Annotated in this window: 16 protein-coding genes and 2 other annotated features; of the genes, 14 read left to right on the top strand and 2 right to left on the bottom strand. The window is 33.8% G+C overall.

Going from position 1 to position 16772, the window contains the following annotated elements:
• Together ilvB and hcp are read left to right on the top strand one after the other, a co-directional pair.
• Entirely contained in the window at positions 1-1668 is a 1668-nt protein-coding gene (gene ilvB / locus BLS22_RS09430; protein ID WP_090553488.1) for a biosynthetic-type acetolactate synthase large subunit, read from the top strand.
• 259 nt (positions 1669-1927) lie between these two features.
• Positions 1928-3580: a hydroxylamine reductase gene (hcp, locus tag BLS22_RS09435; RefSeq protein WP_090553489.1), complete on the top strand. Its 1653-nt coding sequence runs from the start codon at positions 1928-1930 to the stop codon at positions 3578-3580.
• Between the two features lie 58 nt (positions 3581-3638).
• Here the strand turns inward: hcp and BLS22_RS09440 are convergent, their stop codons facing one another.
• Positions 3639-4052: an RrF2 family transcriptional regulator gene (locus BLS22_RS09440; protein ID WP_090553490.1), complete on the bottom strand. Its 414-nt coding sequence runs from the start codon at positions 4050-4052 to the stop codon at positions 3639-3641.
• 216 nt (positions 4053-4268) lie between these two features.
• Between BLS22_RS09440 and BLS22_RS09445 the strand changes: the two genes are divergently transcribed.
• The 4 genes from BLS22_RS09445 to thrS all read left to right on the top strand — a co-directional run bounded on the left by BLS22_RS09445 (position 4269) and on the right by thrS (position 9021).
• Positions 4269-5030 carry a DUF6873 family GME fold protein gene (locus BLS22_RS09445; protein WP_090553491.1) on the top strand — a complete coding sequence of 254 codons (762 nt, stop codon included), beginning with the start codon at positions 4269-4271 and terminating at the stop codon, positions 5028-5030.
• A gap of 83 nt (positions 5031-5113) precedes the next feature.
• Positions 5114-6025 carry a putative sporulation protein YtxC gene (gene ytxC, locus BLS22_RS09450; protein WP_090553492.1) on the top strand — a complete coding sequence of 304 codons (912 nt, stop codon included), beginning with the start codon at positions 5114-5116 and terminating at the stop codon, positions 6023-6025.
• A 107-nt stretch (positions 6026-6132) separates the two neighbouring features.
• The gene (locus BLS22_RS09455; protein ID WP_090553493.1) at positions 6133-6738 is read left to right on the top strand and encodes a DUF445 domain-containing protein; all 606 of its coding nucleotides are present in this window, start codon (positions 6133-6135) and stop codon (positions 6736-6738) included.
• 98 nt (positions 6739-6836) lie between these two features.
• Positions 6837-7055 (top strand) — a binding site (T-box leader).
• A 52-nt stretch (positions 7056-7107) separates the two neighbouring features.
• On the top strand, positions 7108-9021 hold the full coding sequence (thrS, locus tag BLS22_RS09460) for a threonine--tRNA ligase (RefSeq protein ID WP_090553494.1): 1914 nt from the start codon (positions 7108-7110) through the stop codon (positions 9019-9021).
• Positions 9022-9078: 57 nt separating this feature from the next.
• Here the strand turns inward: thrS and ftsH are convergent, their stop codons facing one another.
• Positions 9079-10527 (bottom strand): ATP-dependent zinc metalloprotease FtsH, encoded by a 1449-nt coding sequence (gene ftsH, locus BLS22_RS09465; RefSeq protein ID WP_090553584.1) that lies wholly within the window; start codon positions 10525-10527, stop codon positions 9079-9081.
• Positions 10528-11067: 540 nt separating this feature from the next.
• Between ftsH and infC the strand changes: the two genes are divergently transcribed.
• The 8 genes from infC to pheS all read left to right on the top strand — a co-directional run bounded on the left by infC (position 11068) and on the right by pheS (position 16721).
• Positions 11068-11526 (top strand): translation initiation factor IF-3, encoded by a 459-nt coding sequence (gene infC, locus BLS22_RS09470; RefSeq protein WP_456298987.1) that lies wholly within the window; start codon positions 11068-11070, stop codon positions 11524-11526.
• Between the two features lie 20 nt (positions 11527-11546).
• Positions 11547-11738, top strand: a complete 192-nt coding sequence (gene rpmI, locus BLS22_RS09475; protein ID WP_090553496.1) for a 50S ribosomal protein L35 — start codon at positions 11547-11549, stop codon at positions 11736-11738.
• Positions 11739-11766: 28 nt separating this feature from the next.
• Entirely contained in the window at positions 11767-12126 is a 360-nt protein-coding gene (gene rplT, locus BLS22_RS09480) for a 50S ribosomal protein L20 (RefSeq protein WP_090553497.1), read from the top strand.
• Positions 12127-12302: 176 nt separating this feature from the next.
• A complete protein-coding gene (locus BLS22_RS09485; RefSeq protein ID WP_090553498.1) occupies positions 12303-13652 on the top strand; it encodes a TrkH family potassium uptake protein in 1350 nt (449 codons plus the stop codon).
• Between the two features lie 12 nt (positions 13653-13664).
• On the top strand, positions 13665-14309 hold the full coding sequence (locus tag BLS22_RS09490; protein WP_090553499.1) for a potassium channel family protein: 645 nt from the start codon (positions 13665-13667) through the stop codon (positions 14307-14309).
• 80 nt (positions 14310-14389) lie between these two features.
• A complete protein-coding gene (locus BLS22_RS09495) occupies positions 14390-15193 on the top strand; it encodes a TrmH family RNA methyltransferase (protein WP_090553500.1) in 804 nt (267 codons plus the stop codon).
• 115 nt (positions 15194-15308) lie between these two features.
• The gene (locus tag BLS22_RS15635) at positions 15309-15401 is read left to right on the top strand and encodes a YqzL family protein (protein ID WP_090553501.1); all 93 of its coding nucleotides are present in this window, start codon (positions 15309-15311) and stop codon (positions 15399-15401) included.
• A 10-nt stretch (positions 15402-15411) separates the two neighbouring features.
• Positions 15412-15633, top strand: a binding site (T-box leader).
• A 68-nt stretch (positions 15634-15701) separates the two neighbouring features.
• Positions 15702-16721, top strand: a complete 1020-nt coding sequence (gene pheS / locus BLS22_RS09505; RefSeq protein WP_090553585.1) for a phenylalanine--tRNA ligase subunit alpha — start codon at positions 15702-15704, stop codon at positions 16719-16721.
• Positions 16722-16772 lie beyond the last annotated feature (51 nt).

Genomic DNA, 16772 nt, shown 5'->3' on the forward strand with positions numbered 1-16772 from the left:
ATGCAACTGACAGGTGCAGAAATACTGATAGAATGCTTAAAGGAACAAGGTGTTAATACTATTTTTGGTTATCCTGGAGGTGCTGTGTTAAATATTTATGATGCTCTATACAAATATCAAGATGATATTAAACACATCCTCACCTCCCACGAACAGGGGGCTGCTCATGCAGCTGATGGCTATGCTAGGGCAACTGGCAAGGTAGGTGTTTGCTTAGCAACCTCTGGTCCAGGAGCAACAAATCTAGTTACTGGTATAGCCACAGCCTATATGGATTCTGTTCCTATGGTGGCCATTACAGGCAATGTTCCTCTAGCTTTACTAGGAAAAGACAGCTTTCAAGAAGTGGATATAACAGGAGTAACAATGCCCATAACAAAACATAATTTCATTGTAAAAGATGTTAGAGATTTAGCAAAAACCATAAGAAGAGCTTTTTATATTGCTCAAGAAGGTAGACCTGGGCCAGTATTGGTGGATATACCAAAGGATGTAACTGCTCACTTAACAGAATATATATCAGAGGAGCCAAGAAAAGTACAAAAGGTAACACAATACATAACAGAAGAGGATATAAAAAACGCTCTAAACCTTTTACAGAATTGTGAAAAACCTTTAATTTATATAGGTGGTGGTGTTAATCATGCTGACGCCAATGGAGATTTAGTAGTTTTTGCTGAAAGAGTAGATGCACCTGTATGTTCAAGTTTAATGGGTTTAGGTGGATTCCCGGCAAACCATGAATTTTTTACTGGAATGATTGGGATGCATGGAACAAAAACATCAAACTTAGCTGCCACTAAATGTGATTTGTTAATTGCCATAGGTGCAAGATTTAGTGATAGAGTAGTTAGTAAAATGGAGGGTTTTGCTCCAAATGCACAAATTCTTCATATTGATATAGACCCAGCAGAAATTAATAAGAACATTCCCACCCATCACCATATCATCGGAGACGTAAAGGAAGTATTAAAGAGACTAAACAAAGAACTTACTCAGCAGCAAAATAAAGAATGGATAGAACAGATAAAGGATTGGAAAACAAAATTCCCTCTTGGGTATGCTAAGGATGGAAACTTAAAGCCCCAGTATGTGATAGAAAGAATCTATGAATTGACCGATGGAGATGCTGTTATTACAACAGAGGTTGGACAAAATCAGATATGGGCTGCCCAGTATTATAAATTTCAAAAGTCCCGGACATTACTTACGTCCGGTGGTTTAGGAACAATGGGCTATGGTTTAGGAGCTTGTATAGGAGCGCAAATGGGCAAACCTGAAAAGCAGGTTATTAATATTGCCGGAGATGGTTGTTTTCAAATGAACTGTAACGAATTAGCCACAGCAGTAAAATACAATTTACCTATTATTGTTGTTATATTAAATAATGGTGTCCTAGGTATGGTTAGACAGTGGCAAAAGCTATTTTATGACAAACGATATTCGCAAACAACATTAGAACAGCCCACTAACTTTTCAAAGCTAGCAGAGGCTTTTGGGGCAGAAGGCTACGATGTTCTAGTAGAGGAAGAATTTGACGAAATCTTCAAAAAAGCCTTAGCTTCAAAGAAACCTGTTGTTATAAACTGTGTCATTGGTAAAGATGATAATGTATTTCCTATTGTTGCTCCTGGAACAGCGATTGAAGATGTAATTACTGAAGGATGAGTGGAGGAATAAATGAAATATGCTTGAAAAAACAACTAGAGAAAATGATTTTCTAGTTGTTTTTGTATTTATAAGTTAAAATAGTATTTTGGCCGCCTAAATGTAGGATAGAGGTGATAAAATCCTTGAGACATAAAGCTTTGTGACAAATATCACAGGGTTAAATTATTGACATTTAGGTATTTAAGTACTAAAATAATATTATAGAAAGTGAGTTTTTAATAAAACAAATTATAAAAAGTAAATGGAGGGATTTTTAATGAGTATGTTTTGTTATCAATGTCAGGAAGCAGCAAAAGGCACTGGATGTACTGTAAGAGGTGTATGTGGAAAAACTAATGATGTTGCCAATCTGCAGGATTTATTAATTTATACCTTAAAAGGAATCTCAATCTACAATGTAGAGGCTAAAAAACTTGGTGTAAATAACGAAGAAGTAGATAAGTTTATTATGGAAGGATTATTTGCCACTATCACCAATGCAAACTTTGATCAAAAGGTATTTATAGATAAAATTAGAAAAGCACTGGTTTTAAGAGAAGAAGTTAAAAATGAATTACTGAAGGCTGGAGGTAAACTTGAAGACAATCTTCATGATGCAGCTACTTGGACAGCAGAGACTGTAGAAGCATTTACAACAAAAGCAGCAACAGTAGGAGTTTTATCAACAGAAAATGAAGATGTAAGATCCTTAAGGGAGCTTATTGTTTATGGACTAAAAGGTATGGCTGCTTATGCCAAGCATGCTTATGTTTTAAATTATAAAGATGAAAGTATCTTTGAATTTATACAAAAAGCTTTAGTAGCTACACTAAATGAGACTTTAAATGCTGATGATTTAGTAGCATTAACAATGGAAACAGGGAAATATGGTGTAGATGTTATGGCATTATTAGATAAAGCCAATACCACAACCTATGGCAACCCAGAAATTTCAAAGGTAAATATAGGTGTAAGAAATAATCCAGCCATACTTATTAGTGGTCATGACCTAAAGGATATGGAAGCTTTATTACAACAAACTCAAGGAACAGGTGTTGATGTATATACCCATAGTGAAATGTTACCAGCAAACTATTACCCAGCCTTTAAAAAATATGATCACTTCGTAGGTAATTATGGAAATGCTTGGTGGAAGCAGGATAAGGAGTTTGAATCCTTTAATGGACCAATCCTAATGACAACTAACTGTCTTGTACCTCCTAAAGCATCCTATAAGGAGCGGGTATATACTACAAGCGTAGTAGGATTTGAAGGATTAAAGCATATTGATGAAGTAAATGGCAAAAAAGATTTTTCTCAAATTATAGAGCATGCTAAACAATGTCAGTCTCCAGTAGAAATCGAAAGAGGAGAAATTGTTGGTGGATTTGCCCATAGTACTGTATTAAGTTTAGCTGATAAAGTAGTGGAAGCTGTAAAAACTGGAGCAATCAAACGTTTCTTTGTAATGGCTGGTTGTGACGGAAGAATGAAATCAAGAGATTACTATACTGAGTTTGCTGAAAAGCTACCAAAGGATACTGTGATTTTAACAGCTGGTTGTGCTAAGTATAGATATAATAAGCTTGAATTGGGGGATATTGGGGGGATACCAAGAGTATTAGATGCAGGACAATGTAATGATTCCTACTCATTGGCAGTAATTGCTCTAAAGCTTAAAGAAGTATTTGAGTTAGAGGATATCAATGAACTTCCAATCTCCTATAACATTGCATGGTATGAGCAGAAAGCTGTAATTGTATTATTAGCCCTACTGCATTTAGGCGTTAAAAATATCCACTTAGGACCAACATTACCTGCCTTCTTATCACCAAATGTAGCAAAGGTTTTAGTAGACAATTTTGGTATCGGTGGCGTAACTGACGTAGAAAGTGATATTAAAATGTTCATGGGAGAAGCGTTAGCATAAAAATTAGTCTTTTTCTTGCAAGAAAGTATCTCTTTATATAAATGAAATTAAGCGATTTTTAGCCTAAGGATGCTATAAAGTCGCTTAATTTTTTATTTCGGAGATATTCTATAAATTCCTGATTTAATTTTTCTGGGACGCCTCCAAAAATACAGGATTCAAAGCTACAGGCTTCACAATTGGTGGGACATTGGGTGGTGGTTAAGGAACCCTCCATAACTTCGTAGATATCTAAAAAAGTAATTTTATTAGGAGGTTTTGATAGAGTAAAACCACCTTTAGGTCCTCGAACTGAACGAATAAAATTAGCCTTTACCAACCTTTGTAAAACCTTGGATAAATGGGATTCAGAGGCCCCTGTTGTTTGTGCTATTTTTTTTACATTAAGCAACTCCTTATTAGCATTGGCAATGACAACCATGCTATGAAGGGCTATGGAAACCATTTCAGAAATATGTATAATACTAGACATTAATTTCACCTCTTAACATAACATTTTAGTAATTTAATGCTGAAAAGTCAATATAAAATGAAAGTTCACCCATAGGGGGTTAAATATTAGTATGAACAGAATAAAAAAGAATAATTCTTATGTTAAGTAGTAAAATACTACTTTTCTTTTTGAATTTTATTGTATAATATGTTTTTAAAATATAAATATAGTTACTTTATGGATAAGGTGATAATGATGAAAAATAATTTTATTAAAACCCCATACTTGCCTGAAAAAAAGGTGCAGTGGGTATTAGTGGATTATAGGGTGGATGATAAAACCCTAAACAATTTGCAACTAAGAGGAATAAATATCATAAAAACCCTTCCTTGTCATGATCTCTATGAAGCAGTAGAAGGTCACCCGGATATGGTTTTACATCCTTTAGGTGGACAGGATATCATTGTAGCTCCAAATGTATTTTCCTATTATAAAGATAAACTTGAACCTTTAGGTTTTCATATTATAGAAGGAAAGACTTTATTAACAAGGAACTACCCAGAAAATATTGCATATAATATTTGTAGAGTAGGTAATTTTCTTATTCATAACTTTAAATATACTGATGAAATACTTTTGAATTATTACAGCAGACCCTCCTATATAAAAATCCATGTTTCACAAGGATACTCTAAATGTTCAATTGCAGTAATAAATGAAGAAGCTATTATCACTGCCGATGCTGGTATACATAGAGAAGTTACAAAATTTGGAATAGATTCCCTGATGATTGATGAAGGAAATATTCTATTACCGGGTTTGAATTACGGTTTTATAGGTGGGACTTGTGGTTATTTAGATAGCAACTATTTAGCTTTTTTTGGTAAAATTCAAGATTACAAAAACTATGAAAAAATTTCAAAATTTGCAGAAAAATATGGTAAAAGTCTTATTGCTATAAATGAAAAAGCTTTGCAGGATTATGGGACTTTGATTCCTTTAACAGAAATGGATTAAATTCAATGATATGTAATAAACCACATAGAATATGAAAATATTTTAAACATATACTACTAATACAGCGAAAGGAGTGATGCAAAATGAATCTGCTGTCTATCATTACTGACAAAAATGTAGAAAAGCTTCAACAAAAACTAAACAAACAAATCAATGTCTTTGAAAATGAAGGAATTTTAATAGAAGAAAAAATTATACAGGATGATTCCTTTTATATTTTGAACTACAGTGTTGAAATTGAAAGTGTGAAGAATTACTCCATAAGTGATTTTATTAATATTTTCAAATATTGTGGGGCAAATGCCCTATTTGAGTATATAAAAGCTTATGAAGAACCTCACTTAATCAATAAAATTATAGATTGCGAGTACTATTATTTTAACATAAAAGAGCGGATGGAGATCCAAAATATTATTCGAACCAATATAGAAAAAGAAAATAATAAAGCTGTCGAAGTAAATAGCGAAGAAAGCCATAGAAAGTTTACTATTATTCAAAGGTTTATGGATTACTTTAAACTCCATGATGAAATCAATATAAAAGGTTTCATTACCTTTAGATTAAAGGATTACATTTTAGAACTCCAAGATATAGTAGAGAGGGCAGTAGAGGATTTTCTAATGGATAAAGAGTATAATGAATTTATTAAATTGCTAAAATACTTTGTAGATATTCAAGAGGCTAAAATTGATTTGATTCATATACTTTTAGAAGATGAGGGTAAATATAAATTATATGACCAGTATGGAAATTTAGTAAATAATGAGTACTTAAAAGTAATTGCCAGTGAGATGGGAGATAAGGATATTAATTATGAAGATTTGCTCATAAGTTCATTAATAACGATTGCGCCCAATAAAGTTTTTATCCACAATATTTCTAAATTAGAAAACCCAGATATGATTAAAACCATTTCTCAGGTGTTTGCCAATAAAGTAAAGGTATGCAGAGATTGTGATTGGTGTAGAGTAAAGGCTAATGCTGAAAAAGAGTAAAGCAGCTTCTGTCAATATAGAGCTGTTTTTTCTTCTTGCAATGAAAACAAAAAATGATATAATCATTTATGTAGTTTGTCGAATATACATAAGAAGAAGGTGGAAAAATGAACTTAATTATTCTATTAATTCTAGCTACTATAGGAGCAGTCATTGGGTGGATAACAAATCTCCTAGCTGTAAAGCTATTATTCAAACCCTATGAACCTTTTCATTTACCCATACTTAACATACAGCTACAGGGACTTATACCTAAGAGAAGAAGTGAAATTGCTGTAAGTATTGGAAAAACAATAGAACAGGATTTATTATCAATAGAGGAAATTATATCTAAGTTATCAAATAGTCAAAATAAAGAAGAAATTTTTTTGGTGATAAAAAGTAAAATCAATCGAATTATTGGGGAACGCCTTCCGGCAATCATACCTTCTCCTTTTAAAGGTATGATACAAAGTTATATTGAAGATATTATTGATCAAGAGGGAGAAAAAATTATTACCGAAATTATGGAAGCTATTATAGAAAAAGGAACCTCCACCATACAGCTATCAACAATGATAGAAGAAAAAATCAATGAATTTCCTATGGATAAGCTAGAGCAGGTTGTTTTAGATATTGCTAAAAAAGAATTAAAACACATCGAAATTCTAGGTGGTGTTTTGGGGTTTGTTATTGGACTTTTACAAGGTATTCTTATAATCTTTCTTCAATAATTATAAATTTCTTGAATAATTTTCTATCTATTACAAAAAATAATCTATATTCTCTTGACAAAAAGTTTTTTGATAAATATAATTATTAAAAAAATACTATTTTAGCGATGAAGAGGAAGAGTAGGTTAACCCCAATACTAAGAGAGAAAACACCTAAGGCTGAAAGTGTTTTTGTATATGATTAACTGAAAACTATCCTTGAGCTGTTTCTGATTAGCCAGTGTGAAAGGAAAACCGGTGACAACGTTATAGTCAATGAAGGTGGATTTGTATCAATTTAGGTGGAACCGCGGGAAAATAAGTCTCTCGTCCTATTGTTTTAGTAGGATGAGGGATTTTTTATTTATATTACAAAGAGGAGGAAGAAAAATGGCAAAGGTAAAAGTAACATTAAAGGATGGTACTGTTAAAGAAGTAGATAAAGGAACATCTATTCATGATATTGCTAAGGATATTAGTGAAGGGTTAGCTAGGGTGGCAATAGGAGCTGAAGTAAATGATGAGGCGGTGGATTTAACCTATAAAGTAGAGGAAAATTGCAATTTAAATATTTTAAGATTTGAAGATGAAGACGGTAAGGGTTTCTTAAGACATACTAGTGCCCATATTATGGCTCAAGCGGTAAAAAGATTATATCCTAATACAAAATTAGCTATAGGTCCTGCTATAGACAACGGATTTTATTATGACTTTGATTCAGAGCATAAATTTACTCCAGAGGATTTAGAAAAAATTGAAGCCGAGATGAAAAAAATCGTTAAAGAAAAGTTATCTTTAGAACGTTTTGAACTTTCCAGAGAAGAAGCTCTTCAATTGATGAAGGAACAAGGGGAAGATTATAAAGTAGAATTAATTGAAGATTTACCAGCGGATGAAACTATTTCCTTTTATAGACAAGGGGAATTTGTGGACCTTTGTGCCGGCCCCCATGTTATATCCACCGATAAGGTAAAGGCTTTTAAACTATTGAGTATAGCAGGGGCCTATTGGCGGGGAGACGAGAAAAACAAGATGCTTCAAAGAATTTACGGAACCTCCTTTGAAAAGAAAAAGGATTTAGAAGATTATCTGCATAGATTAGAGGAAGCTAAAAAAAGGGATCATAGAAAAATTGGAAAAGAATTAGATTTATTTAGTCTTCAGGATGAAGGACCAGGGTTCCCCTTCTTCCATCCAAAGGGTATGGTATTGAGAAATCAATTGGAGGATTTTTGGAGAAGAGAGCATGTAAAGAGAAATTATGAAGAAATCAAAACTCCTATTATTCTAAATGAAGCTTTATGGCATCAATCCGGGCACTGGGATCACTATAAAGAAAATATGTATTTTACCAATATAGATGAACAGGATTATGCAGTAAAGCCCATGAACTGTCCAGGTTCTATTTTGATGTATAAGAGAAAAATGCATAGCTATAGGGATCTTCCTATAAGAATGGGAGAGCTTGGATTAGTACATCGCCATGAATTATCTGGAGCCCTCCATGGATTAATGAGGGTAAGATGCTTTACTCAGGACGATGCCCATATCTTTATGCTACCCGAACAAATTAAAGACGAAATTATAGGGGTTATTGATTTTGTAGATTATTTCTATAACATTTTTGGATTTAAGTATCATATAGAATTGTCTACTAGACCAGAAAACTCTATGGGAACCGATGAAGAATGGGAATTAGCTATTAGTTCCTTAAAGAAAGCTTTAGATGAAAAAGGATTAACTTATAAAATTAATGAAGGAGATGGTGCCTTCTACGGTCCTAAAATAGATTTTCATTTAGAAGATTGTATAGGAAGAACATGGCAATGTGGTACTATTCAATTAGATTTTCAAATGCCCCAAAGATTTGATATCCATTATGTAGGAACAGATGGTGAAAAACATCGACCTATTATGATTCATAGGGTTATCTTTGGTAGTATTGAAAGGTTTATCGGTATTCTCATTGAGCATTATGCTGGTAAATTCCCAACATGGTTAGCTCCAGTTCAGGTAAAAATCCTACCTATTACCGATAGTCATCGTGAATATGCTCTAAATCTTAGGGATAAAATGGCTGAGGAGGGTATTAGAGTAGAAGTAGATAATAGAAATGAAAAAATCGGCTTTAAAATCCGAGAAGCCCAGCTTTCTAGAGTGCCTTATATGCTAGTTATAGGGGATAAGGAAGTAGAAACAGAATCTGTAGCAGTAAGATCTAGAGATAAGGGTGAGCTTGGGGTAGTAAAATCCAATGACTTTATTCAAGATATTTTAAAAGAAATAGTAAGTAAATCCATATAAGATATAAAATAAAGAAATGGGGAGATAAGTTCTCCCCATTTCTATTGTAGTCTGTTTTTATACTGCTTCCAATGTCTCATCTTTTCTTTTAAAGTCTCCTAAGAGGGCAGTTAATTCATCACCATTCAATGTTTCACGCTCCATCAATGTTGAAGCTATTTTTTCTAATTCCTCCTGATAGACCTTTAATTGCTGCTTTGTATGATCATAGCACTCGTCAATAATTTTATTCATTTCTTTATTAATTTGTTTGCCCAAAACCTGCATCATGGTGGGGTTATTAGACATATAGCCTAAGTCACTCATACCATACTCACATACCATTTGCATAGCTATCTCTGTTACCTTTTTTAGGTCATCCTTTGCACCGGTGGAAAGGTGACCAAAAATCAATTCTTCAGCAGCTCTGCCTCCTAACATAACCATAATTTTATTGCAGAGCTCTTCCTTCGTCATAATGTATCGGTCATCCTGAGGCATATGAAGAACATAGCCTAAAGCCTGTCCTCTAGGGATAATTGATACCTTTTGTACCACATCGGTATTTAAAATCTTGCCAATTAAGGCATGGCCAGCCTCGTGATAAGATACAATTTGCTTTTCTTTTAAAAGGACTGTAGGGTTTTTAACCTGTAATCCTGCAATAACCCTTTCTATAGCCTGCTCAAAATGCTTTATGGAAATAATAGTTTGGTTTTCCCTAACAGCAATGATGGCTGCCTCATTGGCAATATTGGATAGATGGGCACCACTCATACCATGGGTTTTTTTAGCTAAATCATCAATCTTTACATCTGAAGCCAAGGGTTTATTTTTTGTATGAACCTTCAATATCTCTTCTCGTGCTCTAACATTGGGGTTACCAATATACATATGGCGATCAAAACGCCCTGGGCGAAGTAGGGCTTCATCCAGCAAATCCATTCGATTAGTAGCTCCAATAACAACAACAGTTTGATCAGTATTGAAGCCGTCTAATTCTACCAATAGCTGGTTAAGGGTTTGATCCTTTTCATTGTTACTATCCATATGTCTTTTAGCACCGATAGCATCAATTTCATCAATAAAGATAACACTGGGGGCTTCTTTTTTTGCCTTTTCAAATAAGGTACGAACTCTTTTTGCTCCAACACCTACATATTTTTCTACAAACTCTGAGCCACTGGCAGTAAAAAAAGATGATTTTGTTTCTCCTGCAACAGCTGAGGCTAGTAAAGTTTTACCAGTGCCAGGGGGTCCATGAAATAAAATTCCTTTAGGAATTTTTGCACCCATTTTTTTGTATTTCTCTGATTGATTAATGAAGTCAATAACTTCGATTAACTCTTCCTTTACTTCATCCAAGCCTGCTACATCCTCAAAAGTTACTTTAGGCTTTGTAAAAAACTCATTATCTTTTTGGTCACTTTCTTTTTTGTCATTGTTTATAGTTGCATGAGCATATTGAAAGGGTTTATCTAATTTAATATAATAGACAAACAAGAAACCTGTAATTCCAATAAGCATTAAACGATTTTTACTGCTAAAACCATGATTTATTTCATCTCCTGAAAACAATGAAAAACTTGAGATAATAGTTAAACCAAGAAAAATCAAGAAAAATGTAAGTATTATTTTTTTCTTCTTCACTGAATCACCACCTTATACTGTCTTTAAATTTAGCATACCCAAAACCATCATTAAAAATGATAGAGATGTAGCATAAAAATCAAGGAAAATAATTGTATTTTTTCAATGAATCGACATATAGTAAAAATAAAAAATAAAAATAGACAATAAAAAAACTTGACAGATTATTAAATGATTGATATTATGATATAGAAAACAAAGCAGAAGGTACCGCTTCTCACCTTACAACAGAGGTTGTTAAGGTTAATAACTAACGGAATCCAAATAAACTAGAGATTGTTATGTTATTGTAATAGAAGCGGATAGTAAAATACTATTCGTTTTTTTGTTGTAAATTATTATGGGAGGTGTCAAGTTATTAGAGATATTAATGAACTTCAGATCAATGAAGAAATTAGGGATAAGGAAGTTAGACTAATTGATTCCAATAGTGAACAATTAGGTATTATGACGGCTAAGGATGCACAAAAGCTAGCTAACAGTAAGAACTTAGATTTAGTTAAAATTGCACCACAGGCTAAGCCCCCGGTTTGTAGAATTATGGACTATGGAAAGTACAAATACGAGCTGGCCAAAAAGGAAAAAGAAGCCAAAAAGAATCAAAAGGTTATTACGATTAAAGAAATTAGACTTAGTCCCAATATTGAAAAGCATGATATTGAGGTAAAGGCAAATCAAGCTATTAAGTTCTTAAAAAATGGCGATAAAGTGAAGGTAACTTTACGTTTTAGAGGAAGAGAACTTAGTAATATAAGTATAGGTAAGAAAGTAATTGATGAGTTTAAAAATTTGCTAAGTGAAATTAGTCAAGTTGAAAAAGAAGCAAAACTAGAAGGGAAACAAATGATTATGGTTTTGACTCCCAAGAATTTATAGATTAGAAGGAGGAAACAACAATGCCAAAAATGAAAAGTCATAGAGGTGCTTCAAAAAGATTTAAAAAGACAAAAACAGGTAAAATTAAGCGAATGAAGGCTTTCAAAAGCCATATCTTAACTAAAAAATCTGCTAAGAGAAAAAGAAACCTACGTAAAGCTACACTGGTATTTAAAGGTGAAGCCAAGACATTAGCACAAATTTTAGCATAGTAGATATCGTAAAGGGAGGTAGTAAATAATGGCTAGAGTAAAAAAGGCGGTTAATGCCAAAAAGAAACATAAAAAAATATTGAAGCTTGCAAAAGGTTTTAGAGGAGCAAGAAGTAAATTATTTAGACCAGCAAATCAGTTTGTAATGAAGGCTTTAAAGCATGCTTATGTTGGTAGAAAGCTAAGAAAAAGAGATTTTAGAAAGCTATGGATTACAAGAATAAATGCTGCTGCTAGAGCAAATGGATTATCTTACTCAAGATTTATGAATGGATTAAAAACAGCGGGCATTCAAATGAACAGAAAAGTATTAGCTGAAATGGCGATTTATGATAAAGAAGGTTTTGCTCAATTAGTAAATGTAGCTAAAGAAAAATTAAATGCTTAAGAACTTAAGAGTCCTTGTATGAGGACTCTTTAAATGATTTTATACAAGTATATTTTTTGATTGCTATATTTATAATAGCTAAGTAGAAATAAAGTTTAACTGGAATTATTAGGATAAAACGACTATAATATAGACAAATATACATAATTCTTGTAAATATTAGGCGGTGTTATACAATGAAGAGCAAAATAGGCAGTATTCACCTAGATCCGACCCAGATTTTAGTGATGGGATTTGCATCGGTAATTATGATAGGAGCTATACTATTGAATACACCCATTGCTTCTGAAGTGGGAGAACGGGTGGGGTTTATCAATGCTTTATTTACTGCCACATCTGCTGTATGTGTTACGGGGTTAGCAGTAGTAGATACAGGAACCTATTGGAGTACCTTTGGAAAAACTGTCATTTTAATATTGATACAAATTGGTGGTCTAGGTTTCATGACAATGGCTACAATGGTTTTTGTTCTTCTAGGCAAAAAGATTTCTCTAAGGGAGAGGTTGATTATCCAGGAAGCCCTTAATCAATACTCTTTGGCAGGTATTGTTAGATTTACGAAATACATTATTATGGGTACTTTTATTATAGAAGGTATTGGTGCTTTATTTTTATCCTTTCGTTTTGTTCCGGAATATGGATGGATTCAAGGGATAGCCTATTCAATATTTCATGCTATTTCTGCCTTCTGCAACGCAGGATTTGACTTGATTGGAGAAGGACGAGGGCTTACACCCTATGTGACAGATCCTATTGTGAACTTTAGTATAGGGTCATTGGTTATTATTGGAGGAATAGGCTTTTCTGTTTTAGTAGATTTAACGAATCAAAAAAGTTTAAAACGATTGTCACTGCATACGAAAATGGTGTTATTTGTAACTGTATTGTTACTGGCATTAGGGTTTGGACTATTTTTATTGTTAGAGTGGAACAATCCTGAAACCCTAGGGAATCTAAACTTTGGAGGAAAATTGCTGGCAGGATTTTTTCAATCTATGACCACCAGAACAGCTGGCTTCAATACAATAGTATTAGATGAAATGACCAATGCATCCAAAATGCTTACAATTATACTGATGTATATAGGAGGTTCTCCTGCATCCACAGCAGGGGGTATTAAAACTGCAACCTTAGGGGTGATTCTATTCTCGGTTGTCTCTGTCATAAGGGGTAAAGAAGACACAGAAGTATTTAATAGAAGGATTTCTAGAGATATTGTTAATCGGTCTATTACGGTGGCGGTCATAGGATTAACCTTGATTACCGTTATTACTATGATCTTGATGATAACAGAAGCAGGATTTACTTTTGAAGAAATATTGTTTGAAACTACTTCTGCCTTTGGAACGGTAGGCTTATCTCTAGGTATTACGTCACAATTAAGTAATATGGGACGATTAGTTATTATATTTATGATGTTTGCCGGGAGAGTAGGTCCCTTAACCATTGCCTATGCATTGGCAAGACAACAAAGAAAAAATAGAGGAATAATAAAATACCCAGAAGGGAAAATATTGGTAGGTTAGGAAGGTGGAAAAATGAAACAATATGTAATCATTGGCTGTGGACGATTTGGTAGAAGTGTTGCAGAAAATCTTTATAAATTAGGAAATGATGTATTGGCCATAGATGAAAACGAGGAAACAGTGCAAAGTATATCTGATAAAGTGACCCATGCTGTTGAAGCGGATGCAACTGATGAAAATGCCCTCCGTTCCTTAGGTATAAGAAATTTTGATGTGGCGGTTATCACGATAGGATCTGATATACAGTCTTCAATTATGGCTACTTTAATTGTAAAGGATTTAGGTGTAAAATACGTGGTGGCCAAGGCTCAAAGTGAAATTCATGCCAAGGTATTATACAAAATTGGTGCCGATAGAGTTGTTTTCCCTGAAAGAGATATGGGGATGAGGGTTGCCCACAATCTTATTTCCACCAATATATTAGATTACATCGAGTTGGCTCCAGAATATAGTATTATGGAGATAACGGCCTTGGAGGAATGGCATGAAAAAACCTTACTAGATTTGAACATTCGTTCAAAATACGGCATTAATATTATGGCAATCAAACATGGTAACCATATTAATGTGTCTCCCACAGCCTATGACAATATCCATAAGGGTGATGTTTTGGTAGTAATTGGCCATAATAATGATTTAAAAAGACTACAAAAATAAAATGAGACTGTTGAAAAATTATATAAGCTTAAAGCTTTTTCAACAACCTGAAAAATAAATACAAAATTAGGTGAGATTTAATGGAACGGGATAAAATTACTAGTCAACAAAATAAGATAATTAAGCATGTAAAGGGATTACAGGCTAAAAAGAATAGAAGGCTTCATAAACAATTTGTAATAGAAGGTATTCGGGTACTGGAGGAATGTCTTCTACACCAAATTCCCATACATTATGTGTTTTATACAGAGGACTTGGTAAAACTACAGGGTGGAGGGGCGTTGCTTGAAAAGGTAAAGAAAGATTACAGATCCTATGAAATAACTAGAGAGTTATTACTTAAAATATCAGACACTGAAAATCCCCAGGGAATCATAGCTGTTGTTTCTATGCCAGAAAATAACTTGCAATCCATAAAAATTTCAGAAGATGCTTTTTTTGTTATATTGGATAGAGTCCAAGACCCTGGAAATATGGGTACTATTCTTCGGACAGCTGAGGCTGCAGGAGCAGATGGAATCATCTTAACAAAGGGTTGTGTAGACCCCTATAACAGTAAAACGATTAGAGCTACAATGGGAGCTTTATTGCATATTCCAGTTATTGAAACAAATAGTAATGAGGAATGGATTAACATATTAAAAGATAATAGTGTGAAATTGATAGCCAGTGATTTAGACACCCCAAAAACCTACTTAGATGTGGATTATAAAAATAAGATTGCTATCATTATTGGCAATGAAGCCAACGGTATTGATGAGACTTTACTGGAAAAGGCAGATGAACTTGTAAAAATACCTATTCTAGGGAAAATAGAGTCCTTAAATGCATCAGTAGCTGCTGCTATTTTAATCTATAAGGTGGTAGAAGCAAAGGGGCTCTAGAAATTGATAGAGATTTCAAAAAATGATCTACATTTCACCTATTTACCCTTGTTTCCACACAAAACCTATGCTATAATAAATCTACAATAAATGGCTTAGGGAAGGGTGTGGTTCGTTGAAGACAGCAGATACCTTTTGGAGAATATTTGAACTAACTGGCTCCATAAAAGCCTATATGATGTATAAAAAACTTAGGATGAATCAATAAATATATAATAAAATTAGCTAAGATGGAGTAAAGTATGCTATACAATATTTACAAGAGAGAAGCTGCCGCAGGCTGAAAGCACTTCGAAACCTATAGCAGAAGTTCCCTCCAGAGCTATAGAGCTGAAGGAAAACAGTAGGCTTTATCGGCAAGACACCGTTAATGTCTTTTAGAGAGGTATCCAAAAGGATACTACTAGGGTGGTACCGCGGAGCAAACCTTCGTCCCTTTTTGTGGGATGAAGGTTTTTATTTTTTTGCATACTACAATAATAAATAATAATTAGGAAGGAGTATTATGATGGAAAATAAGCTTAAAGGACTGCAGGAAACTGCTAAAAATGAAATTGCTGCTGCAAATTCAATGGAGGCCTTAGAAAAAGCTAGGGTAAAATATTTAGGAAAAAAAGGTGAATTAACAGAAGTACTTAGGGGGATGGGAAGCTTATCTCCAGAAGAAAGACCTAAAATAGGAAAAGTAGCTAATGAAGTAAGGGAAACGATAGAAGCTTTACTAGAAGAAGCTAAAAGTCTTTTAAAGACAAAAGATTTAGAAAGACAATTGGCAGCCGAAGCAATTGATATTACTATGCCGGGTAAAGAGATTAAACTGGGCAAGAAGCATCCCTTAACCCAGGGACTGGATGAGTTGAAAAATATTTTCATTGGTATGGGCTTCAAGATTGCAGAAGGCCCAGAGGTAGAAACTGTTTATTATAACTTTGATGCGTTAAATGCACCAGCCAATCATCCCTCAAGGGATATGACAGATACCTTCTATATCAATGAAGATGTTATTTTAAGAACCCAGACATCTCCTGTACAAGTAAGGGTTATGGAAAAAATTAAACCACCTATTCGAATTATTTCTCCAGGAAGGTGTTTCAGAAATGATACCCCAGATGCTACCCACTCCCCTATGTTTCATCAACTGGAGGGCTTAGTAATAGACAAGGGAATCACATTAGGAGATTTAAAGGGAACTTTAGAGGTATTTGCTAAAGCATTTCTTGGAAGTCATACAGAAATTAAATTTAGACCCCATTATTTTCCCTTTACAGAGCCCAGTGCTGAGGTGGATGCCTCCTGCTTTAAATGTGGTGGGGATGGATGTGGATTTTGTAAGGGCAGTGGTTGGATTGAACTATTAGGTGCTGGGATGGTACACCCAAATGTTCTTAGAAATTGTGGGATAGATCCAGAAATATATAGTGGATTTGCCTTTGGGATGGGGATTGACCGTTTGACTATGTTGAAATACGGTATAGATGATATTCGATTGTTCTTTGAAAATGATATGAGATTTTTAAATCAATTTTAATAAAGGCTATGTTAAAGATAGATGTTCATATTGTATAAATAAAACTATGGC

Origin of the sequence: Natronincola ferrireducens (genome assembly GCF_900100845.1) — a bacterium.
Classification (GTDB): Bacteria; Bacillota; Clostridia; order Peptostreptococcales; family Natronincolaceae; genus Natronincola_B; species Natronincola_B ferrireducens.